24 protein-coding genes are annotated in these 23,985 nt (G+C 72.0%); 10 read left to right on the top strand and 14 right to left on the bottom strand.

Going from position 1 to position 23,985, the window contains the following annotated elements; genetic code table 11:
- Positions 1 to 109: 109 nt before the first annotated feature.
- The 9 genes from PV396_RS30930 to PV396_RS30890 form a co-directional block, all read right to left on the bottom strand.
- A complete protein-coding gene (locus PV396_RS30930; protein WP_053742238.1) occupies positions 110 to 643 on the bottom strand; it encodes an amino-acid N-acetyltransferase in 534 nt (177 codons plus the stop codon).
- A 9-nt stretch (positions 644 to 652) separates the two neighbouring features.
- Positions 653 to 1,066 (bottom strand): BlaI/MecI/CopY family transcriptional regulator, encoded by a 414-nt coding sequence (locus PV396_RS30925; protein ID WP_416071507.1) that lies wholly within the window; start codon positions 1,064 to 1,066, stop codon positions 653 to 655.
- A gap of 102 nt (positions 1,067 to 1,168) precedes the next feature.
- A complete protein-coding gene (locus PV396_RS30920) occupies positions 1,169 to 1,351 on the bottom strand; it encodes a hypothetical protein (protein ID WP_319210289.1) in 183 nt (60 codons plus the stop codon).
- Positions 1,352 to 1,435: 84 nt separating this feature from the next.
- Positions 1,436 to 2,089, bottom strand: a complete 654-nt coding sequence (locus tag PV396_RS30915) for a hypothetical protein (RefSeq protein WP_319210338.1) — start codon at positions 2,087 to 2,089, stop codon at positions 1,436 to 1,438.
- A 117-nt stretch (positions 2,090 to 2,206) separates the two neighbouring features.
- Positions 2,207 to 3,004: a type III pantothenate kinase gene (locus PV396_RS30910; RefSeq protein ID WP_006383273.1), complete on the bottom strand. Its 798-nt coding sequence runs from the start codon at positions 3,002 to 3,004 to the stop codon at positions 2,207 to 2,209.
- Positions 3,005 to 3,014: 10 nt separating this feature from the next.
- Positions 3,015 to 3,992 (bottom strand): carboxylating nicotinate-nucleotide diphosphorylase, encoded by a 978-nt coding sequence (nadC, locus tag PV396_RS30905; protein ID WP_319210285.1) that lies wholly within the window; start codon positions 3,990 to 3,992, stop codon positions 3,015 to 3,017.
- Positions 3,993 to 3,997: 5 nt separating this feature from the next.
- Positions 3,998 to 5,752 (bottom strand): L-aspartate oxidase, encoded by a 1,755-nt coding sequence (locus PV396_RS30900; protein ID WP_319210283.1) that lies wholly within the window; start codon positions 5,750 to 5,752, stop codon positions 3,998 to 4,000.
- Positions 5,749 to 6,783, bottom strand: a complete 1,035-nt coding sequence (gene panC, locus PV396_RS30895) for a pantoate--beta-alanine ligase (protein WP_319210281.1) — start codon at positions 6,781 to 6,783, stop codon at positions 5,749 to 5,751. Before panC ends, PV396_RS30900 begins: the two co-directional genes overlap by 4 nt.
- Complete coding sequence (locus PV396_RS30890) at positions 6,780 to 7,700, bottom strand: Rossmann-like and DUF2520 domain-containing protein (protein WP_319210280.1); 921 nt, start codon at positions 7,698 to 7,700, stop codon at positions 6,780 to 6,782. The genes panC and PV396_RS30890 overlap by 4 nt, the downstream gene beginning before the upstream one ends.
- A gap of 194 nt (positions 7,701 to 7,894) precedes the next feature.
- On the opposite strand from PV396_RS30890, the gene PV396_RS30885 reads away from it, so the two are divergent.
- A complete protein-coding gene (locus PV396_RS30885) occupies positions 7,895 to 9,049 on the top strand; it encodes a threonine aldolase family protein (protein ID WP_416071506.1) in 1,155 nt (384 codons plus the stop codon).
- A gap of 69 nt (positions 9,050 to 9,118) precedes the next feature.
- Positions 9,119 to 10,219, top strand: a complete 1,101-nt coding sequence (locus PV396_RS30880) for a DUF5937 family protein (protein WP_319210277.1) — start codon at positions 9,119 to 9,121, stop codon at positions 10,217 to 10,219.
- A 34-nt stretch (positions 10,220 to 10,253) separates the two neighbouring features.
- Here PV396_RS30880 and PV396_RS30875 read toward each other — a convergent pair whose 3' ends face one another.
- The gene (locus tag PV396_RS30875; protein ID WP_319210274.1) at positions 10,254 to 10,925 is read right to left on the bottom strand and encodes a response regulator transcription factor; all 672 of its coding nucleotides are present in this window, start codon (positions 10,923 to 10,925) and stop codon (positions 10,254 to 10,256) included.
- 59 nt (positions 10,926 to 10,984) lie between these two features.
- On the bottom strand, positions 10,985 to 12,184 hold the full coding sequence (locus tag PV396_RS30870) for a sensor histidine kinase (protein WP_319210272.1): 1,200 nt from the start codon (positions 12,182 to 12,184) through the stop codon (positions 10,985 to 10,987).
- 132 nt (positions 12,185 to 12,316) lie between these two features.
- Here PV396_RS30870 and PV396_RS30865 point away from each other — a divergent pair, with 132 nt between their 5' ends.
- A complete protein-coding gene (locus PV396_RS30865; RefSeq protein WP_319210270.1) occupies positions 12,317 to 13,306 on the top strand; it encodes an SAM-dependent methyltransferase in 990 nt (329 codons plus the stop codon).
- A 39-nt stretch (positions 13,307 to 13,345) separates the two neighbouring features.
- On the opposite strand, the gene PV396_RS30860 is transcribed toward PV396_RS30865, so the two are convergent.
- Positions 13,346 to 14,440, bottom strand: a complete 1,095-nt coding sequence (locus PV396_RS30860; RefSeq protein ID WP_319210269.1) for an NADH-quinone oxidoreductase subunit D — start codon at positions 14,438 to 14,440, stop codon at positions 13,346 to 13,348.
- Between the two features lie 277 nt (positions 14,441 to 14,717).
- On the opposite strand from PV396_RS30860, the gene PV396_RS30855 reads away from it, so the two are divergent.
- Together PV396_RS30855 and PV396_RS30850 are read left to right on the top strand one after the other, a co-directional pair.
- Complete coding sequence (locus PV396_RS30855) at positions 14,718 to 15,233, top strand: PH domain-containing protein (protein WP_319210268.1); 516 nt, start codon at positions 14,718 to 14,720, stop codon at positions 15,231 to 15,233.
- Positions 15,230 to 16,576 carry a PH domain-containing protein gene (locus tag PV396_RS30850; RefSeq protein ID WP_319210266.1) on the top strand — a complete coding sequence of 449 codons (1,347 nt, stop codon included), beginning with the start codon at positions 15,230 to 15,232 and terminating at the stop codon, positions 16,574 to 16,576. Before PV396_RS30855 ends, PV396_RS30850 begins: the two co-directional genes overlap by 4 nt.
- A gap of 30 nt (positions 16,577 to 16,606) precedes the next feature.
- On the opposite strand, the gene PV396_RS30845 is transcribed toward PV396_RS30850, so the two are convergent.
- Both PV396_RS30845 and PV396_RS30840 read right to left on the bottom strand, forming a co-directional pair.
- Positions 16,607 to 17,971, bottom strand: coding sequence for a hypothetical protein (locus tag PV396_RS30845; protein WP_319210264.1), 1,365 nt, complete (start codon positions 17,969 to 17,971; stop codon positions 16,607 to 16,609).
- 133 nt (positions 17,972 to 18,104) lie between these two features.
- On the bottom strand, positions 18,105 to 19,226 hold the full coding sequence (locus PV396_RS30840) for an alpha/beta hydrolase (protein WP_319210262.1): 1,122 nt from the start codon (positions 19,224 to 19,226) through the stop codon (positions 18,105 to 18,107).
- Positions 19,227 to 19,459: 233 nt separating this feature from the next.
- Between PV396_RS30840 and PV396_RS30835 the strand changes: the two genes are divergently transcribed.
- From PV396_RS30835 to folK, 5 genes are all read left to right on the top strand, one after another.
- On the top strand, positions 19,460 to 21,271 hold the full coding sequence (locus PV396_RS30835; RefSeq protein ID WP_319210260.1) for a phosphatidylglycerol lysyltransferase domain-containing protein: 1,812 nt from the start codon (positions 19,460 to 19,462) through the stop codon (positions 21,269 to 21,271).
- A gap of 65 nt (positions 21,272 to 21,336) precedes the next feature.
- On the top strand, positions 21,337 to 22,233 hold the full coding sequence (gene folP, locus PV396_RS30830) for a dihydropteroate synthase (protein WP_319210258.1): 897 nt from the start codon (positions 21,337 to 21,339) through the stop codon (positions 22,231 to 22,233).
- Complete coding sequence (locus PV396_RS30825) at positions 22,230 to 22,739, top strand: nuclear transport factor 2 family protein (protein WP_319210256.1); 510 nt, start codon at positions 22,230 to 22,232, stop codon at positions 22,737 to 22,739. The genes folP and PV396_RS30825 overlap by 4 nt, the downstream gene beginning before the upstream one ends.
- A 267-nt stretch (positions 22,740 to 23,006) precedes the next feature.
- Complete coding sequence (folB, locus tag PV396_RS30820; RefSeq protein WP_319210254.1) at positions 23,007 to 23,366, top strand: dihydroneopterin aldolase; 360 nt, start codon at positions 23,007 to 23,009, stop codon at positions 23,364 to 23,366.
- Positions 23,363 to 23,974: a 2-amino-4-hydroxy-6-hydroxymethyldihydropteridine diphosphokinase gene (gene folK / locus PV396_RS30815; RefSeq protein WP_319210252.1), complete on the top strand. Its 612-nt coding sequence runs from the start codon at positions 23,363 to 23,365 to the stop codon at positions 23,972 to 23,974. Before folB ends, folK begins: the two co-directional genes overlap by 4 nt.
- The last annotated feature ends 11 nt before the right edge of the window (positions 23,975 to 23,985 follow it).

The following is a 23,985-nucleotide window of genomic DNA, read 5'->3' as shown; positions in this document are numbered from 1 at the left end:
AACACAAACCCCCGGGAGAGACCGACCTCCCTTCCCGCGACCGGAAACGTACGCGTTTCGGACATAGGGAACCTGGGCAGGGCGGCTGACAGAAATTGCTCATGCCCGATCACAGATGCAGAAGCATCCGGCTGTTGCCCAAGGTGTTCGGTTTCACTCGTTCGAGACCGAGGAACTCCGCTACGCCCTCGTCATAGGAACGCAGCAGCTCGGCGTAGACATCGGTGTCGACGGGTGTCTCGCCGATCTCCACGAAGCCGTGCTTGCCGAAGAAGTCCACTTCAAAGGTCAGACAGAAAACGCGACGAACACCCAGCCAGCGGGCGGTCTGCAGCAACTTCTCCAGCAACTGATGCCCCACACCGGAACCCCTGAGGTCCGGGTTCACGGCAAGAGTGCGGACTTCGGCAAGGTCCTCCCACATGACATGGAGTGCACCGCACCCCACGACCTCGCCGTTGTCGTCGCGTTCAGCGACCCAGAACTCCTGGATGTCCTCGTAAAGCGTCACCGTCGCTTTGTCGAGCAGGATACGGCCACGGACGAACGAGTCAAGGAGTCCGCGTACGGCCTGGACATCGCTGGTCCTGGCCCGCCGGACGGTGATGGCTTTCGCTGGGACTTCGGGACGCGTCGCTGACATGAGCGGACGCTATCGCCCGGTGGGGCCTTGGACCGAGGCGGGGTTCTGGTAGTGGGTTTGTTCCACGGGTTCCGCAGGTTGTGCGGCTTCCGCCTCTTCGGGGCCTTGGACGATGCGAACGGCATCCCTGAGGGCGAGCCGCTGTTCTTCGCTCATCATGCCGAAGAACGCGACGAGAGCGGCGGCGGGGTTGTCACTCTGCGACCACGCGTCGTTCATCAGCGCGGCCGCGTAGGCGGCCCGCGTGGAGACCGCCTCATATCGATAGGCCCGGCCTTCCGCCTCGCGACGGACCCAGCCCTTCTGATGGAGATTGTCCAAAACGGTCATCACCGTGGTGTACGCGATGGACCGTTCCTGCCGAAGGTCTTCCAGGACTTCTCGAACGGTGACCGGGCGGTTCCACTTCCACACCCGCGTCATCACCGCGTCTTCGAGTTCTCCCAATGGGCGAGGCACAACTCAGCACACTAGTGGGAGAAACGATGAATAGCGCGACGGACGTGCGTCTTCGCCGCCAAATACCTACGAAACGGTGCGATCCGGGCCGGCCTGCCGGGTCTGCTCGACCTGGGCGAGGGCCGCGTCGACGACGGCGTCCTCCTTGGCCTTGTTGGCACCGCCCTGACTCTTCACCATCGTCACGATCACAGCGATGAAGAGCACGGCCATCACTACGGGGGGCACGAGCGCGGAGACGTAGTCCATGGGGTCCAGAGTAGCCAGGACCGCAGAAAGGCCCGGGGCGGGGGCCCGGGCCTTCGTGGTTCCAGCTTCGCGCGAGCGGTCCGCTCAGCCCGCGGCGAGCTGCTGCGGGGGATTCGCCGGCGGGGTCGGCTTGCGGCGGGGGAAGACCTCGCCCGGAGTGGGGACGGGACGGCCGGGCTTGGGGGCGGCGGGCCGGGGCGCCGGGGTCGGCCGCTCCTGGGGCTGCTTCTCCGCGGGCTTTCCGCCGGGCCGCTCGCCGGGTCTCCTGGCGGGCTCCCCGGCGGCGAGACCGCCGGGGAGGGCCAGCAGACGGGTACGGGAGGCGGGCACCGTCGGCGCGACCGGCGTACGGCCGGCCACCCGGGCGCCCAGCCGGGTCCGTACGTCCCGCTCGGCGTGGCGCAGACAGCGCTCCAGGAGGAGGGCCGCGACCGGGTTCCCCCGCAGGGCCCGGAGGGCGGCGAGGTCGTCCGGGTGGGGACGGTATCCGGCGCCCAGGGCCTCCTCCAGGAGCGTGAGGAAGCCGGCGGCGGTTCCGGGCAGGGCGGCGCGGTAGCGGGCGAGGTCGGCCACGAGGAAGGCCCGCAGCCTGACCCCCTCACGCGCCGCCTCGTCGACGGACTCGGCGAGCCGGAGGCAGTCCTGAACGTCCTTGGCGGAGGCGGGGGCGGGGCCGGGGTGGAGGGCGAGGGCGAGAGCGCGACGGAGCACACGCAGCTCCTCCGCACCGAACGCCATGCCGCCGCGAGATCCGAATGGCGTGGGCATGCGGCGACGATACGCGCTAATCAGACAAATTCGACATAAAAGAGGGGCGTGGCGTGCGTTTTCAGCCCGTCCGGCGCTCGGGGACCCTCACATACGGGACACGTTCCGCTCGTACACCAGTCGCAGCCCGATCAGGGTCAGCCACGGCTCGTGCTCGTCGATCACCGACGCCTCGCCGAGCACCATCGGCGCCAGCCCGCCCGTGGCGATCACCGTCACGTCGTCCGGATCCTCCGCCAGCTCCTTGGCCATCCTGGTCACCACACCGTCGACCTGACCGGCGAAGCCGTAGATGATGCCCGCCTGCATCGCCTCGACCGTGTTCTTGCCGATCACCGCGCGGGGCCGCGCCACCTCGATCTTCCTGAGCTGCGCACCCCGCACCCCGAGCGCCTCGACGGAGATCTCGATGCCGGGCGCGATGACCCCGCCGACGTACTCCCCGCGCGCGGACACCGCGTCGAACGTGGTCGCCGTACCGAAGTCGACGACGATCGCGGGGCCGCCGTAGAGCTCGACGGCGGCGACCGCGTTGATGATGCGGTCCGCGCCGACCTCCTTCGGGTTGTCGGTGAGGATCGGCACGCCGGTCTTCACGCCTGGTTCGACCAGCACCGCCGGCACATCGCCGTAGTACCGCCGGGTCACCTCGCGCAGCTCGTGCAGCACCGACGGCACGGTGGCGCAGATGGCGATGCCGTCGATGCCGTCGCCCAGCTCGTCGCCGAGGAGGGGGTGCATGCCCATGAGGCCCTGGAGGAGGACCGCCAGTTCGTCGGCCGTGCGGCGCGCGTCCGTGGAGATGCGCCAGTGCTCGACGATCTCGTCGCCGTCGAAGAGGCCGAGGACGGTGTGCGTGTTTCCCACGTCGATGGTCAGCAGCATGGCCGTGTACCTACTCCGCCGCTCGCAGGTCGAGACCGATGTCGAGGATCGGCGCGGAGTGGGTGAGGGCGCCGACCGCCAGGAAGTCGACGCCGGTGTCGGCGTACTCCTTGGCGTTGTGCAGGACGAGCCGGCCCGAGACCTCGAGGAGGGCGCGGCCGTCGACGAGCGCCACGGCCTCGTCGCACTCCCCGGGGGTGAAGTTGTCCAGGAGGATCAGATCGGCGCCCGCGTCGAGCACTTCGCGCAGCTGGTGCAGGGTGTCGACCTCGACCTCGATCGGTACGTCCGGGAAGGCCTCCCGTACGGCCTCGAAGGCCTGGGCGACGCCGCCCGCGGCGACCACGTGGTTGTCCTTGACGAGTGCCGCGTCCGACAGGGACATGCGGTGGTTGACGCCGCCGCCGCAGCGGACCGCGTACTTCTCCAGGGAGCGCAGACCAGGAGTCGTCTTGCGGGTGTCGCGGACGCGGGCCTTGGTGCCCTCCAGGACGTCCGCCCACGCGCGCGTGGCGGTCGCGATGCCCGACAGGCGGCACAGGAGGTTGAGGGCGCTGCGTTCGGCCGTCAGAAGGTCACGGGTGCGGGTGGTGACGCTGAGCAGCTTCTGGCCGGCCTCGACGCGGTCGCCGTCCTCGACGTGCCGCTCGACCTCGAACTCGTCGGTGCAGACCACGGAGACGACCGCCTCGGCGATCCGCAGACCGGCGACGACACCTCCTTCGCGGGCGGTGAAGTCGGCGGTGGCGCGGGCGTCCTCGGAGATGGTCGCGACGGTCGTCACGTCCACCCCGTTGTCCAGGTCCTCCTGGATGGCGACGTTGGCGATGTCCTCGACCTCGAGAGGGTCGAGGCCGGCGTCGGCGAGGAGGGTGGCGAGCGCGGGGTCGAGGCCGCACTCCAGGTACACGTCGTCCGATTCGGCGCCGCAGGCGCAGCCGTCGCCGCAGCCGCCGCTCTGGGCGAGGGGAAGGTCGGGGGTGCTCACTTCTGTCACTGCTCCTGGGGACGGTGCTCCGGCTGATGATGCCGGGTCGGGGGGAAGTCTGCGGTGTCGGTGGTGTGTACGGCCAGCGTCCGGTCGGGATTCAGCCGTACGACGATGTGGCGGTGCCAGGTCGTGTCGTCGCGCTCGGCGTGGTCCTCGCGCCAGTGGCAGCCTCGGGTCTCCTCGCGCAGCCGGGCGGCGGCGACCAGGACGCGGGCCACGCACAAGAGGTTGGTGGCCTCCCAGGTGTCGACGCCGGGCTCGGCGGTCTTGCCGTTCTCGTCGAGGGCGTCGCGGGCGTCGGTGTGCAGTTTCTGGATGGCCGCGGCGGCGGTGTCCAGGGAGGCCGCCGAGCGAAGTACGCCGGCGCCCTCGGTCATGATCCGCTGGATCGCGAAGCGGGCCTCCGGCGCGAGGAGCGGGTGCGCGGGCTTCTCGGGGTGCGGTACGGGAGCCGGTACACGCGCGTGGAGGCCGTTTCCGGCGTGGGCCTCGGTGATGTCGGCGACGATGCGCTCGGCGTACACCAGGCCCTCGAGGAGGGAGTTGGAGGCGAGCCGGTTGGCGCCGTGGACGCCGGTGCAGGCGACCTCTCCGCACGCGTACAGGCCGGGGACGGTCGTACGGCCCCGGGAGTCGGTGCGAACGCCGCCGGAGGCGTAGTGGGCGGCCGGGGCGACCGGGACGGGCTCGGTGACCGGGTCGATGCCGTGGGCGCGGCAGGCGGCGAGGATCGTCGGGAAGCGGTGCTCCCACATGTGGGCGCCGAAGTGCCGGGCGTCCAGGAACATGTGTTCGGCGCCCTGTTCCTGCATGCGGCGCATGATGCCCTTGGCGACGATGTCCCGGGGCGCGAGCTCGCCGAGTTCGTGCTGGCCGGTCATGAAGCGCACGCCGTCGCCGTCGACGAGATGGGCGCCCTCACCGCGTACCGCCTCGGAGACGAGCGGCTGCTGGCCCTCCGCGTCGGCGCCCAGGAAGAGCACCGTGGGGTGGAACTGGACGAACTCGAGGTCGCTGACCTCGGCGCCCGCGCGCAGGGCGAGGGCGACGCCGTCGCCGGTCGACACGGACGGGTTGGTGGTCGCCGAGAAGACCTGGCCCATGCCGCCGGTGGCGAGGACCACGGCGGGGGCGTGGACGGCCCCCACGCCGTCGTGCTGGCCCTCTCCCATGACGTGCAGGGTCACACCCGCCGTACGGCCGTCGGCGTCCGTCAGGAGGTCCAGGACGAGCGCGTTCTCGACCGTGCGCAGACCCCGCGCGCGTACGGCCTCGACGAGCGCGCGGGAGATCTCCGCGCCGGTCGCGTCGCCGCCCGCGTGCGCTATCCGGCGGCGGTGGTGGCCGCCCTCGCGGGTCAGTTCGAGTCCGCCTTCGGAGGACTCGTCGAAGTGGGCGCCGGTCTCGATGAGCCGTCGTACGGCGTCCGGGCCCTCCGTGACGAGGATCCGTACGGCCTCCTCGTCGCACAGGCCCGCGCCGGCCACCAGGGTGTCGTCCAGGTGCTGTTCCGGGGTGTCGCCCTCGCCCAGGGCCGCCGCGATGCCGCCCTGGGCCCAGCGGGTGGAGCCGTCGTCGAGGCGGGCCTTGGTGACGACGACGGCCTTCAGGCCGGCCGCGTCGCAACGCAGGGCGGCGGTGAGGCCGGCGACCCCGGAGCCGACGACCACGACGTCCGCGGAGATGGCCCAGCCGGGGGCGGGGGCGTGCAGCCGTATACCGGTGGAGGTACCGGCGGTGGGGCCTGTGGTGCTCACGAGGCGGCTCCGGGGGTTCCGAAATGGAGAGGGATGTTGTCGATCAGCCGGGTCGTCCCGACCTTGGCTGCGACGGCGAGGACGGCTTCGCCCGTGAAGTCGTCCGGGATCTCGGTGAAGTCGGCGGGGTCGACCAGGGCGAGGTAGTCGAGGACCAGTGGGGGTCGCAGCCTGGCCGCCTCGTCCAGCAGGACGCGGGCGGCGGCCCGGACGGCGGTGGGACCGCCGCCGGGGACCTTCGCGACGGCGTGCGCGTCGGCGGCGGCCCGGGATTCGCCGATCGCGCTGAGCGCCTGGGCACGCGCGTGCGTGGCGGGCACTTCACGGGCCCGCGCGCGCAGCGCCTCCTGGGCGGCGTGCCGGTCGGCGCCGGCGAACAGGGCCTGGGAGAGCGCGAGCGCCGTACGCCGTTCCTCCGGGGACAGATAGCGGTTGCGGCTGGACAGGGCCAGGCCGTCGGCCTCGCGGACGGTCGGTACGCCGACGATCTCCACGCCGAAGTTCAGGTCGCGGACCATCCGGCGGATCATGGCGAGCTGCTGGGCGTCCTTCTGCCCGAAGAAGGCCACGTCGGGCCGGGTGAGGTGGAGCAGCTTGCCGACGACGGTGAGCACACCGTCGAAGTGCCCGGGGCGCGTGGCCCCTTCCAGGCGCTCCCCCATGGGGCCCGCGCTGATGCGGACCTGGGGTTCGCCGCCGGGGTAGACCTCCTCCACGGAGGGGGCGAACACGACGTCCGCACCGGCCTGTTCGGCGAGGGCCAGATCGGCGTCGAGGGTGCGCGGGTAGCGGTCGAGGTCCTCGCCCTTGCCGAACTGGAGGGGGTTCACGAAGACGGTGACGACGACTTCACCGTCGGGGCCGGCGATGTCGCGCGCGGTGCGGACGAGGGTGGCGTGACCCTCGTGCAGGGCACCCATGGTCATGACGACGGCACGCGTGCGTGCGTGCTGTGCGGCCTCATCCTTGTCGGGGATGCGCTCTGACGCGCGGAGATCGAGTTCGGCTGCCGTGTGCAGCAAGCGGGTCATCGGGCGCCTCCCTCGGTGCCGTGGCCGAGTACGCCGAGGAGGTCCTCGGCGAGCTCCGGCTTGAGCAGGCCGTGCGCGAGGGCGCGGTCGGCGGTCGCTCGGGCCATCGCCAGATAGGCCGGGACGCTCTGCGGGGAGTGCTTGCGCAGCTCCGCGACATGCGCGGCGACGGTACCCGCGTCCCCGCGCGCGACGGGCCCGGTGAGGGCCGCGTCCCCGGAGCGCAGCGCGTTGTCCAGGGCGGCGCCCAGAAGGGGGCCGAGCATCTTGTCGGGGGCGTCGACGCCGGCCGCGCGGAGCAGCTCCATGGACTCGGCGACGAGGGTGACCAGGTGGTTGGCGCCCAGGGCGAGGGCCGCGTGGTAGAGCGGGCGGCTCTCCTCCTCGATCCATTCGGGCTCGCCGCCCATCTCGATGACGAGGGCCTCGGCGGCCAGCCGCAGTTCGGGGCGGGCGGTGACCCCGAAGGAGCACCCGGCGAGCCGCTGGACGTCCACGGGAGTGCCGGTGAACGTCATGGCGGGGTGCAGGGCCAGGGGCAGCGCGCCGGCCCGCAGGGCGGGGTCCAGGACCTTCGCGCCGTACCGCCCCGAGGTGTGCACGAGCAGTTGGCCGGGCCGGACGGCGCCGGTCTCGGCGAGCCCCTCCACGAGGCCGGGCAGGGCGTCGTCCGGGACGGTCAGCAGGACCAGCTCGGCGCGCTCCATGACCTGGGCCGGCGATACGACGGGCACGTCCGGGAGCAGTTGGGCGGCCCGGCGGACGGAGGCGTCGGACACCGCGGACACGGCCACCGGACGATGTCCGGCGAGTTGCAGGGACGCGGCCAGGGCGGGGCCCACGCGTCCGGCGCCGACCACGCCGACGGTGAGTCGTGCGGGACGGTCCCTGGGATCTGGCTGTTGGAATGTACTCACTCGACGGCGGCCTTCCCGTTCCAGTCCGCTCGGGGTACCGGACGATGTACCGGACGATTTCTCGTCATGTTAACGCGATTGGTCCGAGGGACGTCCGGTTGTCCACAGGCTGTGGGCGAACGCACGCCCTCCGTGCACACGGTCGACGGAAATCCGGATGCCCGCCCGATCCCGCGCGCGGGATGATCCGGAACATGAGCGATACGGCGGACGAGGGCGAGAAGCACGTCAGGGACGAACAGCGGCTGCGGCGCCGAGCCGCGCTGCGGGGCGCCGAACGGGTCCTGGCGCGCCCGGGGTTCCTGGGGACGATCGGGCAGCGGCTGGCGGTGCTCGACGAGGCGAGGGAGTCGTACGACCTGGACGAACTGTCCGACACCTATGGCGGGGGGATCGTCGAGACCCTGGAGGAGCGGGTCGCCGGGCTGCTCGGCAAGGAGGCCGCCGCCTACTTCCCGACCGGCACGATGGCCCAGCAGGTCGCCCTGCGCTGCTGGGCGGGCCGCACCGGCAACCCCGCGGTGGCCCTGCACGCGCTCGCCCACCCCGAGGTGCACGAGCGGAACGCGTTCAGCACCGTCAGCGGACTGCGCCCGCTCCGGGTGACGAGCGAGCCCCGGCCGCCGACGGCCGACGAGGTGCGCGACTTCGGCGAGCCCTTCGGGACGCTGATGCTGGAACTGCCCCTGAGGGACGCCGGTTTCCTGCTGCCCACCTGGGAGGAGCTGTCCGAGGTGGTGGCCGCGGCGCGGGAACGCGACGCGGTGGTGCACTTCGACGGGGCCCGGCTGTGGGAGTCCACCACCCACTTCGGGCGCCCCCTGGACGAGATCGCGGGCCTCGCGGACAGCGTCTACGTGTCGCTCTACAAGTCCCTCGACGGTTACGGCGGCGCCGTCCTGGCGGGCCCGCGGACCCTCGTCGACGAGGCGAAGGCCTGGCGCCACCGGTACGGCGGCGACATCTTCCAGCAGTTCCCGACCGTCCTGTCCGCCCTCGTCGGCCTGGACCGGGAGCTGCCCCGCCTGCCCGAGTACGTGGCCCACGCGCGCGTGGTCGCCGCCGCGCTGCGCGAGGGCCTCGCGGCGGCCGGGGTGCCATGGGCGCGCGTCCATCCGGAGGTGCCGCACACGAACGAGTTCCAGGTCTGGCTGCCGTACGACCAGGAGGCCGCCGCGGAGGCCGCGGTCCGGCAGGGCGAGGAGACGAAGACCTTCCTGTTCTCCAACGGATGGGACCGGGGCGGCCCGGGCCTCGCGGTCACCGAGGTGTTCGTCCGTGCCGCCGGCCTGGAGTGGACGGCGGACGACGTGAAGGCGGCGGTGACGGAGTTCGTGGAGCGGCTGTAGGGGCCCGCCGCAGGGGCCCGCGCCCGCGTTCCCGGGGGCGTTGTCAGTGGTGGGGTGCACCATGGCGGGATGAGCGTGAGCATCGACCTGTGCGGCCTGGGGCGGGAGCGGATCACCGTCGTGCCCTCACCGCTGGCCGAGCTCGGCATGGCGCTGCACGCGCTGACCGAGCCGGGGCACCACCCCCGGCTGCAGGGCTGGGCGACGGGAGTGACCGCCGGGCTCGACCCGCATCTGGCCGACCGGTTGTGCGAGGCCGACTTCCTGTGGCGCTCCACGTTCCCGGACATCTTCCTGCCGTACGCGGGGCTGGGCGCGGGCACGCTCCCCGCCGGCACGCTCGAGGCGGAACTCGACCAGCTGGACCGGCTGACGGACGAACAGTTCGTGGACGCGTGCCTGGAGTTCACCTGCGGACTGCCCTACGACGAGCAGGGCGCCGGCGCGCTCACCGACCCCGGGGCGCGGCGACGGGCCCTGGATCTGGCCGTCTCGCGCGGTCCCCAACAGGTCCGGTTCACCCGGCGCCTGCTGGACGATCCGCCCCGGATCCGCACCTGGCTGCGACAGCTGTTCGCGGACTGCGAGGAGGCCTTCTTCGCCGAGACCTGGTCCCGGCTGCGGCCACAGCTCACGGCGGACGCCCGCCACAAGACGGACCTCCTGCGCCACAAGGGGCTGCCGGAGGCACTCGCGTCGGTGTCGTCCGCGGTCACGCTCGACGAGGAGGCGGGCCGGATCACCGTCGACAAGCTGGGCGACGGCCACACGACGGCGGCGGGCAGCCTCCTGTTCGTCCCGACGAGCCTGGGGTGGCCCCATCTGATGGTCCTGCACCGGTACGGCTGGCAGCCGGTCCTGCACTACCCGGCGGGCTCCCCCGAACTGGCCGCGCCGCCCTCGGTGGAGCAGCTCGGCCTGCGGCTGACCGCGCTGTCCCACCCGGTGCGGATGCGGCTCTGCCGCCAGCTGGCCCGCAGCTCGTTCACCACGACCGAGCTGGCGCGCACGCACAACATGACGGCCCCCGAGATATCCCGGCACCTCGCCGTCCTCAGAAAGGCCGGCCTGACCACCACCCGCCGCCGCGGCCGCTTCGTCCTGCATCAGCTGGACGTGACGATGGTGGCCCGGCTGGGCAGCGACTTCCTCGAGGGCATCCTCAGATAGCCGCCGGCGGACTCCCCGGGCGCGCGGGCCGGGGTCAGCCGGCCCCGCCCGCCCGCACGAGCCCCGTTTCGTACGCGAGGACGACCACCTGCACCCGGTCCCGCAGGCCCAGCTTGGTCAGGATGCGGCCCACGTGGGTCTTCACGGTCGCCTCCGACAGCACCAGCCGGGCCGCGATCTCGCCGTTCGACAGGCCCTGGGCGACGAGGATCATGACCTCGCGCTCACGGCTGGTGAGCCGTTCCAGCTCCTTGTGCTGGTGCTGCTCGCCGCTGCTCGGCAGCATGGGTGCGAAGCGGTCGAGGAGCCGCCGGGTCGTCGAGGGGGCCACGACCGCGTCGCCGCTGTGCACGGAGCGGATGGCGGTGAGCAGTTCACCGGGCGGCACGTCCTTCAGCATGAAGCCGGACGCGCCGGCCTTCAGCCCGGAGAAGGCGTACTCGTCGAGGTCGAACGTGGTCAGGATCAGCACCTTGGGCGGGTTCTCGCCCTGGCAGATGCGCCGGGTGGTCTCCACGCCGTCGAGCTTCGGCATGCGCACGTCCATCAGCACCACGTCGACCTCGGTCTCGCGCAGCACCTGGAGAGCCTCGACGCCGTCGCCCGCCTCCGCCACGACCTCCATGTCCGGCTGGGCGTCGAGCACCATCCGGAACCCGGTGCGCAGCAGCACCTGGTCGTCGACGAGCATCACACGGATGTGCATGGCGGGGTCCTCCGGTCGATACCTGTCGAACGCGGACGCGTCCGTCGAACGTGCACGTGTCAGTGGGCGGGTTTGAGCGGCAGCAGGGCGCTGATGCGGAATCCGCCGCCCGGGCGCGGGCCCGCGTCCAGGGTGCCGCCCACCATGCCGACGCGCTCGCGCATGCCGATCAGGCCGTGTCCCTGTCCGTCGACGCCGCCCTCCTCGTAGTGCTCGTGCGGGGCGCCCTTGCCGTCGTCCTCGACGAGCAGGCCGAGTCCGTCGTCGAAGTAGACCAGGCGCACGCTCGCTCCGGTGTTCGGACCGCCGTGCTTGCGGGTGTTGGTGAGCGCCTCCTGCACGATGCGGTACGCCGTCAGCTCGACCCCGCTGGGCAGCGGGCGCGGGTTGCCCTCGACCTTGTAGTCGACGGGCAGGCCCGATGTACGGCACTGCTCGATCAGGTCGTCGAGCTGCTCGACGTCGGGCTGCGGAACGTACTCGCCGCCCTCCTGGTGCTCGCCGGTGCGCAGCACGCCCAGCAGCCGGCGCATCTCGGCGAGGGCCTGGCGGCCGGTGCCCGAGATGGTCTCGAGGGCCTTCTTCGCCTGGTCGGGGGCGGTGTCGAGGACGTAGGCGGCGCCGTCGGCCTGGACCACCATCACGGAGACGTTGTGCGCGACGACGTCGTGCAGTTCGCGGGCGATCCGGGCGCGCTCGGCGGCGACCGCGACCTTGGCCTGTGCCTCGCGCTCCTTCTCCAGGCGGGCGGCGCGCTCCTCCAGCTGGGCGAAGTAGGCGCGGCGGGTGCGCAGCGAGTCGCCGAGCACCCAGGCGAGGGCGAAGGGCACCGCCAGGAAGACCACCAGGGCGAGGTTGCCCGCGGTGCTCGACTTCTCCTCCGGCCAGCGCAGCTGGGCCAGCGGGGCCGCGCACAGACCGCCGATCAGCGCGAACCGTGAGGCCCAGCGGGGCCCGCTGGCCGCCACGGTGTAGGCGATCACCAGCAGAGCGAAATCGGCGAGCAGCGGCTCGACGTCCAGGGCCAGTTGCGCCACCCCGACCACGGCGGCCAGCACGAGCATCCGCTCGGGCATCCGCCGGCGCAGGGCGATCACCAGGCACAGCAGGACCGTCACGACGGCGTACCACGCCATGGGCGCGGCGTGCGGAGAGTCCTTGACGGCTCCGCTCAGCACGGAGAGCCCGAGCAGGAAGACGGCCCAGAAGCCGTCGACCCAGGTCGGGTGTCTGCGGAGGAAGTCATAGACGCTTTGCACGTAACCCAGCGTAGGGAAGCGATGTGTGTGCATGGGTCAACCGGAGGGTCGATCCGCAAGGCCGCCGCGTACTCCGCAAGGTGGAGACCCCGTCCCCTGGGTGGCGGGGTCCGGAGGCCCTAGCCTGACGCCGTGGCAGGAGAGACGGCGGGCGAGTGGCGTGGCTGGCGGGCGGCGGCACAGGAGGCGCTCTACGGCGAACACGGGTTCTACCGCCGGCCCGAGGGACCCGCCGGGCACTTCCGTACGTCGGTCCACGCCTCGCCGCTCTTCGCCGGTGCCGTGGCACGGCTGCTGTGCCGGGTCGACGAGGCGCTGGGCCGCCCGGCCTCGCTCGGCTTCGTCGACATGGGCGCGGGCCGGGGCGAACTCGTCACCGGTGTCCTCGCGGCCCTGCCCGCGGAGGTGGCCGCCCGCGCGCGCGGGTACGCCGTCGAGCTGGCCGACCGCCCGGCCGGCCTCGATCACCGCGTGGAGTGGCTGGCCGAGCCGCCCGGCGGCGTCACCGGTCTGCTGTTCGCCAACGAGTGGCTGGACAACGTCCCCGTGGAGGTGGCGGAGGTCGACGCGGCGGGCACCGCGCGCGTGGTCCTCGTACGCCGGGACGGGACCGAGCGGCTCGGGGAGCCGGTCACCGGTGCGGACGCGCGGTGGCTGGAGCGGTGGTGGCCTCTGCCGCCGGAGCCGGGGCCGCGGGCCGAGATCGGGCTTCCCAGGGACACCGCCTGGGCCGCCGCCCGGGAAACGGTCGAGCGGGGGCTCGCCGTCGCCGTCGACTACGCGCACACCGCCGGCGCCCGGCCGCCCTTCGGGACGCTCACCGGCTTCCGGGGCGGACGCGAGAGCGCGCCCGTGCCGGACGGCTCGTGCGACCTGACCGCCCATGTGGCGCTGGACGCCTGCGCGGGCCCGGGAGCCCGCCTGCTGACCCAGCGGGAGGCACTGCACGCCCTCGGGGTGACCGGCGGGCGCCCCCCGCTGTCCCTGGCCTCCACGGACCCCGCCGCGTACGTACGGGCCCTGGCGGGCGCCGGAGAGGCCGCCGAGCTGACGGCGCCGGGCGGACTCGGGGACTTCGGGTGGCTGGTGGAGCCGCGAGGGATCCCCGACCCGCTCCTCTGAGTCTCTTACGTGGCGACGTCTCTTATGTGGCGATGTCTCTTATTTGTCGATGTCGCCGACCACGAAGAACAGCGACCCCAGGATCGCCACCATGTCCGCGACGAGCGTCCCGGGCAGCAGGACCGCCAGCGCCTGGATGTTGTTGTAGGAGGCCGACCGCAGCTTCAGCCGGTACGGGGTCTTCTCGCCCTTGCTGACGAGGTAGTAGCCGTTGATGCCGAGAGGATTCTCGGTCCACGCGTACGTGTGCCCCTCGGGCGCCTTCAGGACCTTCGGCAGGCGCTGGTTGATCGGGCCGGGCTCCAGTTCCGCGAGCCGGTCCAGGCAGGCGTCGGCCAGGTCGAGGGCGTTGTGCGTCTGCTCCAGGAGGCATTCGAAGCGGGCGAGACAGTCGCCTTCCTGCCGGGTCACCACCTTCAGGGTGTCCTGGAGCTCCCCGTACGCCAGATACGGCTCGTCGCGGCGCAGGTCGAAGTCCACGCCCGAGGCGCGCGCGATCGGCCCGCTCACCCCGTACGCGTGCACGGCCTGAGGCGAGAGCACGCCCACGCCGCGCGTGCGCGCCCGGAAGATCTCGTTGCCGAGCACCAGGTCGTCGAACCGGTCCATGCGGGAGCGCACGGACGAGACGACGGCACGCGCGCGTGTGGTCCAGCCCGCCGGGAGGTCCTCCTTGAGGCCTCCGACGCGGTTGAACATGTAGTGCATACGCCCGCCGGAGAGCTCCTCCATGACGTGCTGGAGTTCCTCGCGCTCCGTGAAGGCGTAGAAGATCGGCGTGATCCCGCCCAGTTCCAGTGGGTACGAGCCCAGGAACATCAGGTGGTTGAGCACCCGGTTGAGCTCCGCGAGCAGCGTGCGTGTCCACACCGCGCGCGTGGGCACCTCCATGCCGAGCATCCGCTCCACGGCGAGGACCACGCCCAGCTCGTTGGAGAACGCCGACAGCCAGTCGTGCCGATTGGCCAGCATGATGATCTGACGGTAGTCACGCGCCTCGAAGAGCTTCTCCGCCCCGCGGTGCATATAGCCGATCACCGGCTCCGCGTGCTGGATCCGCTCGCCGTCCAGCACGAGCCGCAGCCGCAGCACGCCGTGCGTGGACGGGTGCTGGGGCCCGATGTTGAGCACCATGTCGGTGCTCTCCGCGGCGCCGCCGATACCGACAATGCGCTCCGTGTACTCCGTCGAGGGACTCGTGACTCCTCCTCCTCGTGAACGAGGCGGCTTCTCCTTTGGTGTAGAAGCCCCGCAGGACGGCCAAGCCCTGACCGCTGCCGAAGCAGAGGTGCAGGGTACTACGTCGCTTCGCGGCACCGATACCAATGATGCGTTTCCCTCCCCGACTGAAGCCGTGGATATCCAGGCAAGGCCGGGGATGGACACAGTCCGTCGTACGTACGCTTGCGGCATGGAGACGGGGAGCCCGGAAACCACGGGCGAAACGCACGGCGAGGGGCACGGCGAGCCGCTGTGGACGGGGCTGCCGAGGGACCTGCTGCGGATGCGCCGACTGCTGCTGGCGGTCTGGCTGACGCCGCTGACCCTCGCGGCGGGGCTGCTGCCCGGCCTGCTAGCCGGGCCCGGCTGGGCGGCCTTCGCACTGCTGCCGCTCGGCCTGCTGCTGTGGGGCTGGGGGATGCTGGGCCGCAACTGGGCCTCCTGGCGGTACGCCGAGCGTGCCGACGACCTGCTGATCAGCAGGGGTGTGCTGTGGCGCGAGGAGACGATCGTGCCGTACGGGCGGATGCAGCTGGTCGAGGTGACCTCGGGGCCCGTCGCACGGCACTTCGGGCTGGCGAGCGTGCAGCTGCACACGGCGGCGGCCGCGAGCGACGCGCTGATCCCCGGCCTCGAACCGGCGGAGGCGGAACGGCTGCGGGACCGGCTCACCGAGCTCGGCCAGGCCCGATCGGCGGGGCTGTGACCACCCCCGGCACCGAGACGGACGTACCCATCGAGGGCGGGAAACAGCCGGTCGCCGAGCAGCGGCTGCACCCGGTCACCCCGCTCAGGCGGGCATGGGCGCCGGTCGCCGTGCTGATCGGGTGGGCCGCGCACGACCCCAACCAGGCCCAGCGGCAGCTGACCCGGCTGACGACCACGACCCTGCTGCTCGGCCTCGCCGCGTGCCTCATCGGGGGCGCCCTGTACGGCTTTCTGACCTGGTGGTTCACCCACTTCGCGGTGACCGACACCGAACTGCGCATCCGGACCGGCCTGTTGTTCCGGCGCACCGCGCACATCCGGCTGGAGCGCATCCAGGCCGTCGACATCACCCAGCCGCTGCTGGCCCGGGTCGCGGGCGTCGCCAAGCTCAAGCTGGACGTCGTGGGGACGGACAAGAAGGACGAGCTGGCCTATCTGGGCGAGGGGCACGCGCGTGCCCTGCGGGCCGAACTCCTGGCCCGCGCGGCCGGGTTCGCGCCCGAGACCGCGCACGAGGTGGGCGAGGCACCGGCCCGGCAACTGCTGCACATCCCCGGGCGCGTGCTCGCCGTCTCCCTGGTGCTGACCGGCGCGACCTGGATATCCCTGGCCGCCGCACTGGTCGTACCGCCGTTCCTCTGGTTCCTCACCCACAGCCTGTGGACAGTGCTCGCGACCGGCGTCCCGCTGCTCGGCGCGGCGGGCGCGAGCAGCGTGGGGCGGTTCATCAGCGAGTACGACTGGACCGTCGGGGAGTCCCCGGACGGACTGCGCATCGACCACGGCCTCCTCGACCGCACGCACGAGACGGTGCCGCCGGGGCGTGTGCAGACCGTACGGATCGTGGAGCCGCTGCTGTGGCGGCGGCGGGGCTGGGTCCGGGTGGAGCTGGACGTGGCGGGCTCGTCCAACTCGGTGCTGGTACCGGTCGCTCCGCGCGAGATCGCGGAGGCGGTCATAGGGCGGGTGCTGCCCGGCGTGACCGTGCCCGCCGCCCTGTCGCGTCCGCCGCGCCGGGCCGGCTGGTGCCTGCCGTTCTGGTGGCGCGGCTACGGCATCGCCGTCACCGACGGCGTCTTCGTCTCCCGGCACGGACTGCTGCGCCGCAGCCTCGCCCTGGTCCCGCACGCCAAGGTCCAGAGCGTACGGCTGCGACAGGGGCCCTGGGCGCGCTTCAAGGGCCTCGCGGACGTCCATGTGGACACGGGAGCCAACAAGACCGTCACAGCCGGTCTACGGGACGCACAGGAGGCCGCGGAGCTGCTCCGGGGCCAGGCGGAGCGCTCCCGGACGGGACGGCGGGACGCGCGACCCGACCGGTGGATGGCGGAACAGGCGTGACAGGTACGGCGAGCAGGGCCTGACCGACAGTCAGGAAACCCTGCTCCGCAGCCCCTGCAGGTCGATCTGCTCGGTCTCGTCGTGCGCCGTCAGGTCGATCACCTGGCCGATTCCGACGCCGCGCGACTCCTCGTCCGCCGGCTTGAACTGCGCCTCGGACTCCGCCTTGTGCAGCGCGAGCGCCTCCTGCCCGACGACGTCGGCGAGGTCCTCGTTCTGCACGGCGTCCAGCGCGGCCGACGCCGTCTCCTTCTGCGTACCGAAGAAGTCGAACCCGCCCTCGGCGGCGGGCCTGCGCACGGGCGCGGTCGCCGGTACGACGGCCACCGCGGTCGGCACGGTGTAGTGCCCGTCCCCGCGCGCGGGCTTGGCGGGCTTCGCCTCGGCGGGGGTGGAGGCGGCGCGCGTGTGCCCACGGGCCGCCTCGGGCTTCCCCTTCGCCTCGTCCTCCGGCGCGGCCTCCGTCTTGCCGACGGCGGGGCCGTCGAGGGCCTTGCGGGCCGCCGGGACGGCCGCGGCCATCTCCGGGGCCTCACCGTCGAGCCTGGCGAGCGCCGCCCGGGCCCGCAGGAAGAGCGAGGAACCCTCCGGGGAGAAGATCGCCGGCGCCACCGGGGTCTCCTCCGAGTCCACGGACGACGCGGCCTGCGCACCGTCTGCAACCTTGACCTCGTCCGAAGCCTTGTCGTCGTCCGAAGTCTTCGCGCCGACCGCGCCCAGCGCCGCCGACACGCCTGCCGCCGCCGCGTCCAGCGCCGCCGCGTCCGAGTCGGCCTCATCGGCCTCATCGGCCTTGCCTGCCTCGTCCGCCGCCCCGCCGGTCCCGGCGGGAAGCGCACGCGCCGAACCCTTGGCGGCAGCCGCCTTCACGCCGGCATCGGCGCCGGCACCCGCACCCGCGTCCTGAGCCGGTTCCGGTTCCGGTTCCGTCTCCGGTTCCAAAACCTCCAGTTCCAGCAGTCGCCGGCCCTCCAGCGCGCTGGCCCGCTCGGTCTCCGCCGTGGCGTACCGCCGCAGCAGCGCCGCGTGCTCGTTGCGCAGGCCCTGGAGCTCGGTCCGCTTCGCGCGCAGCTTCTGCTCCAGCTTGACGCGCAGTTCGCGGGACTCCTCGAGGTCGGTCTCCAGTTCCGCGACGCGCTCCTCGTGCCGCCAGTCGTCGCCCGCACGCGCGCGCGTGAGGTCGGCGACCTGCTTGCCCGCCTCGGCGTCCCAGCGACGCATCACGGCCGCGCCCACGACCGTGATCGCCGCGGCGAACGCGGCGAGCACCCGGAGGACGCCGGTATCCGTGAACACCCATGGCCCCAGGGAACAGACGAGCGAGACGCCCGCGATCGCCGCGGGAGGCAGCAACCTGTGCAGAGGGGGTGAATGGCGGTGACGTCCACGTGGCATGGCCAGAAACTTACCGCGAGTAGGCGAATCTTGGTGCCCCGCCCGGTAAAAACACAGCCGCCCCAAACCCTTCACAGGGCTTGGGGCGTCTACGTCGACGTCCTCACGGGGCGCTGCGGACGCCGGCGATCCGTCAGCGCTCCGTCAGCCGCTGACTCAGCCACTCCAGCGAGGCGGGGATCTCACGCCGCCAGGTGTTGAAGTTGTGGCCGCCGCTCTCCAGCACGATCGTCGAGATCCGGGTCGGCGCCCTCACCTTGACGAGGTCCACGAACCGCATCGTGGCCGCGTAGTTGGTCTCCCCGTGCCGGCTGGTGGTGACCAGCAGGGAGACGTCGGGCGCCGGCATGTTCTTGGCGTACCACTCCAGGTCCGCCTCGCGCTCGAGCCTCTTGTCGCCCTGGAAGAGGTCCCCGGTCGTGGCGTCGACCGGCGCCCTGTAGTACGGCGACAGGCCCACCGCGGCGGTGTACGCGCGCGGGTGGTGCATCGCGATCTTCAGCGCGCAGTAGCCGCCCGTCGAGTCACCGATGATGCCCCAGCCGCCGGGCCCCGGGCCCACCCGGTAGTGGGATGCGAGGGCCGCGGGCAGGTCCCGGGCGAAGAACGTCTCCGTCTGCGGCCCGCCCGGCACGTCCACGCACTCGGTGTCCCGGGGCGGCGCCACGGTCGGCCGCAGCATCACCAGGATCATCGGCTGTGCCCGGCCGTCCCTCGCCAACTTGTGCGCGGTGTCCGGGAAGTTGAGCTTGCTGACCAGGGCCTGGGCGGTGCCCGGATAGCCGGTGAGGACGACGACCACCGGGAAGTTGCGCTTCGCGTACTGCCGCTGGAAGTACTCCGGCGGCAGATAGACGTACGCCGGCGAGGTGATGCCCGTCTTCTTGCCGACGACACCGATCTTCTGGATCTGGCCGCCGACCCTGGGCAGGTGACCGCCCGGCACGTCCACCGACTGGGTGGACAGCACCTGGAAGCCGCGGTGGGCCCCCGTGCTCTGGTCGACGACCACGCCCTGGTCGGTCTCCTTGCCCAGGAGGTCGTCCCAGGACGCGTAGAAACCGAAACTCTGGTTGACGGCGAGCCCGACCGACACGAACACCGCGACCTGGGTGGCCAGCAACAGCGCCGTACGGCCGCCGACGGCCCGCCAGTTGGGGCGGGCCAGCCGTGGCCAGAACACGATCGTGCCCAGGAACAGCAGGGTGGCCGCCAGGATCGCCAGCGCCAGCACCGTCTTGCTCGTAAGACCCATGACTGCGGTTGCCCACTCTCTCCGCCGGCGGCGGCCGCTTCTTCCGGGTTCCTTCACTGCGGCTTGCCCCGGACTTTGGGTGTCCTTTGGTATGGCTTTCCGTGGGTGAGTGAACCTCGTCCCCCGAGACACCGTCCTAGAGGGCGCAATGTCACCGGAAGCCGGATCGGCTCCGGACTCCAGGTCTCTCGCAGAACCAGTGGGATGCGATGTCTGTCAGGATAGATGGGGAAATGTCGGGCCAGGTTCCGGAACGATCGCGTCGAGTGCCGCGCGTACTGCGTGGTCCGCGTCCCGAGGCCGTCCCCGCCTGGGTCGCCCGGGCCTGTGCGCTCGTGGGGCTGGTCGACATCGCAGCGGGCGTTTTCCCGCGCTTCAGGCACAGCCGGATGCACGCGCTCGTGGAGGTGCTGCCCGGCGCGCTCGGTCCGTTCGCCGCCGCGCTCTCGCTCAGCACCGGTGTGCTCCTGCTGCTCCTCGCGCACGGCCTAAGGCGCCGCAAGCGCCGGGCCTGGCGCGCTGCTGTGGCCCTGCTGCCGGCCGGCGCCGTGGCCCAGTTCGCCTACCGGCACTCGTTCGTCGGGCTCCTCATCTCCGTACTCCTGCTGGTCATGCTGCTGCGTCACCGTACCGAGTTCGAGGCGCTGCCCGACCCGCGCAGCCGCTGGCGCGCGCTCACCAACTTCGTGCTGATGAGCGCCGGTTCACTCGGGCTCGGGCTGGTCATCGTGAGCGCCCACAGCGACCGCATGTACGGCGACCCGAGCCTCGCCGAGCGCATCACCCACGTCCTGTACGGCCTGTTCGGCTTCGAGGGCCCCGTCGACTACGACGGGCCGACCTCCTGGACCGTCGGCTACTCGCTCGGCGCCCTGGGCCTGCTGACCGCCATCACCACGATCTACTTCGCGTTCCGGCCCGAGCACCCGGCCGCCCGTCTGACCCCGGAGGACGAGGACCGGCTGCGCGTCCTGCTCGACAAGCACGGCCGCCGCGACTCCCTGGGCCACTTCGCGCTGCGCCGCGACAAGGCGGTGGTCTTCTCCCCCAGCGGCAAGGCCGCCGTCACCTACCGCGTCGTCTCCGGCGTCATGCTCGCCAGCGGCGACCCCATCGGGGACGTCGAGGCCTGGCCCGGCGCCATCGAACGCTTCATGGACGAGGCCAAGGCCCACTCCTGGACCCCCGCCGTCATGGGCTGCTCCGAGACCGGCGGCGAGGTCTGGACCCGCGAGACCGGCCTCGACGCCCTCGAACTCGGCGACGAGGCGGTGGTGGACGTCGCGGATTTCTCCCTGGCCGGACGCGCGATGCGCAACGTGCGCCAAATGGTCAAGCGCATCGAACGCGCAGGCTACGAAACCCGGGTACGGCGCATCCGTGACCTCGGCGACAGCGAACTCGAACGCATCCGCCTCGCCGCCGAGCACTGGCGCGGCACCGACACCGAGCGCGGCTTCTCCATGGCCCTGGGCCGCATCGGCGACCCCGGCGACGGCGACTGCCTGATCGCCACCGCCCACAAGGCCGACGACCAGCCCGGGCCGTACGGCGACCTCAAGGCCATCCTCCACTTCGTCCCCTGGGGCCCGGACGGCGTCTCCCTCGACCTGATGCGCCGCGACCGCGCGGCCGACCCCGGCATGAACGAACTCCTCATCGTGGCCGCCCTGGAAGCCGCCCCCCGCCTGGGCGTCACCCGCGTCTCCCTCAACTTCGCCATGTTCCGCTCGGCCCTGGCCCGCGGCGAGAAGATCGGCGCCGGCCCGGTACTGCGGGCCTGGCGCGGCCTGCTGGTGTTCCTCTCCCGCTGGTTCCAGATCGAGTCCCTGTACAAGTTCAACGCGAAGTTCCGCCCCCGCTGGGAACCCCGCTTCGTCGTCTACCGCACCTCCGGCGACCTCCCCCGCATCGGCCTGGCCGCGATGCAGGCAGAGGGCTTCGTCACCCTGGCCCTCCCCAGCCTCCTGCGCCGCCGCACGACAACCCCGACTCCGTGCGCCCACGCGGTGGCGGACAGAGTGTTTGTCGACCGAACTGTTTGACGGAGCGAGACGGGTGGGCGGGTGGGAAACAAACCGCCCAACCGCCGGGGGCCTACGCTGAACGCATGAACAACCACAGCGGACGCGGCCACGTCGCCGGCCTCCCGGCCTGGGACCGCTGCGCGGTCATGGGCGTCGTGAACGTGACCCCGGACTCGTTCTCCGACGGGGGCCGCTGGTTCGACACGACCACCGCCGTCAAGCACGGCCTCAACCTGGTCACCGAGGGCGCCGACCTGGTGGACGTCGGCGGCGAGTCCACCCGCCCCGGCGCCACCCGTGTCGACGAGGACGAGGAACTCAGGCGCGTCGTCCCCGTGGTCCGCGGCCTCGCCGCCGAGGGCGTGGCCGTCTCCGTCGACACCATGCGTGCCTCGGTCGCCGAACAGGCGCTCGCGGCGGGCGCGGTCCTCGTCAACGACGTCAGCGGCGGCCTCGCGGACCCCGCGATGATTCCGGTCGTCGCGGCCACGGGAGCCCCCTTCGTCGTCATGCACTGGCGGGGCTTCCTGGAGGGCGGCAACGTCAAGGGCGTGTACGCGGACGTCGTCTCCGAGGTCCTCGACGAACTGCACGCGCGCGTGGACGCCGTACTGGCCGGCGGTGTCGCCCCCGACCGGATCGTCGTCGACCCGGGTCTCGGCTTCTCCAAGGGCGCCGATCACGACCTGGCCCTCCTTGCCCACCTCGACCGGCTGCACGGCCTGGGCCACCCCCTGCTGGTCGCCGCGTCCCGGAAACGGTTCCTGGGTCGCGTACTGGCCGGCCCCGAGGGCGCCCCGCCGCCCGCGCGGGAGCGGGACGCCGCCACCGCCGCCGTCTCCGCGCTCGCCGCCCACCAGGGCGCCTGGGCGGTCCGCGTCCACGAGGTCCGCGCCACCGCCGACGCCGTACGGGTCGCCCGCGCGGTCGAGGAGGCCCGCGGCGCGGAAGCGGTCCGCGGCGCCGAGGGAGCCCGGTGAGCGCGCCGCACATCGACGTCGAGCAGGTCGAACTCGCCAACACCGCCTTCTACGAGGCGCTGGAGCAGGGCGACTTCGACGAGTTGTCCTCGCTCTGGCTCGCCCCGGCCGATCTGGGCGTCGACGAGGAGTACCACGACCCGGCGGAGACCGGCGTGATCTCGTGCGTGCACCCGGGCTGGCCGGTACTGACCGGACGCGGCGAGGTGCTGCGCTCGTACGCGCTGATCATGGCCCACACCGAGTACATCCAGTTCTTCCTGACCGACGTGCATGTCTCCGTCACCGGCGACACCGCCCTGGTGACCTGCACCGAGAACATCCTCAGCGGTGGCGCGCCGCCCGAGGACGGCGCCGAGCTGGGGCCGCTGGTCGGCCAGCTGGTCGTCGCCACCAATCTGTTCCAGCGCACCCCCGACGGCTGGAAACTCTGGTCCCACCACGCCTCCCCGGTCCTCGCCGAGAACGACGAGGACGACGCCGAGCCCGACGACACCCCTTCCTGAGCCACACGTGAGCCGAACGCGAGCCGAAAGCCGTCGAACACCGCCGAACGTGGTTGGAATCACGAACACGGGGTAAGTGCGGCTACCAGCCCGTGAGCAGCCCTGTTCCCACGGGGAAACACCCGATGAACCTTCCTGGTCCTCCCGTGGACGGGCCCCGCGAGGGGAGGGCACTGTCAGTGCTCGCAGGTAGATTCGGACATGGCTGCCCGGCCGACCGCACCCGGTCCGAAGCGGCCGCCAACGACGATTGCAGGAGTGATTCGCGTGGATCGTGTCGCGCTGCGCGGCCTGAGGGCCCGTGGACACCACGGTGTGTTCCCGCACGAGCGGGAAGAGGGCCAGACCTTCGTCGTGGACCTCTCCCTCGGCCTGGACACCCGCCCGGCCGCAGCCGACGACGACCTGGCGAAGACCGTGCACTACGGCATCGTGGCGGAGGAGGTCGTGGCCGTCGTCGAGGGCGAGCCCGTCGACCTCATCGAGACGCTCGCCGAACGCATCGCGCAGGTCTGTCTGAAGCACGAGGGGGTCCAGGAGGTCCAGGTGTGCGTCCACAAACCGGGCGCGCCGATCACGGTCCCCTTCGACGACGTGACCATCACCATCACCCGGAGCCGAGTATGACCGCCTCGTTCACCGAGAGTCACAGCGACCCGACCGTCCAGCCGGTGCCCGCCTCCGTCGTGCAGCAGGTGGACGCCGCCGACACCACCCTGCACAACCCGAAACGCGCCGTCATCTCCCTCGGCTCGAACCTCGGCAACCGCCTGGAGACCCTCCAGGGGGCCATCGACGCCCTGGAGGACACCCCGGGCGTCCGCATCAAGGCCGTCTCCCCCGTGTACGAGACGGAGCCGTGGGGCGTCCCGGCGGGCAGCCAGCCGTCGTACTTCAACGCGGTGGTCGTCCTGAAGACGACGCTGCCCCCGTCCTCGCTCCTGGAGCGTGCCCACGCGGTCGAGGAGGCCTTCCACCGCGTCCGCGAGGAGCGCTGGGGCGCGCGCACGATCGACGTCGACATCGTCGCGTACGCCGACGAGGTGTCCGACGACCCTGTCCTCACCCTCCCCCACCCGCGCGCCCACGAACGGGCCTTCGTGCTCGTCCCCTGGCACGACGTGGACCCCGAGGCCCAGCTGCCCGGCCGCGGCCCGGTGGCGGCGCTCCTGGAGGGCGTCGCCCTGGAAGGTGTCGCGCCCCGCGCCGACCTGGAACTCCAGCTGCCGGAATAGCCGTTAAGGTC

Source organism: Streptomyces sp. ME02-8801-2C (genome assembly GCF_033793965.1).
Taxonomy (GTDB): domain Bacteria; phylum Actinomycetota; class Actinomycetes; order Streptomycetales; family Streptomycetaceae; genus Streptomyces.
This window is presented reverse-complemented; position numbering and strand designations above follow the sequence as displayed.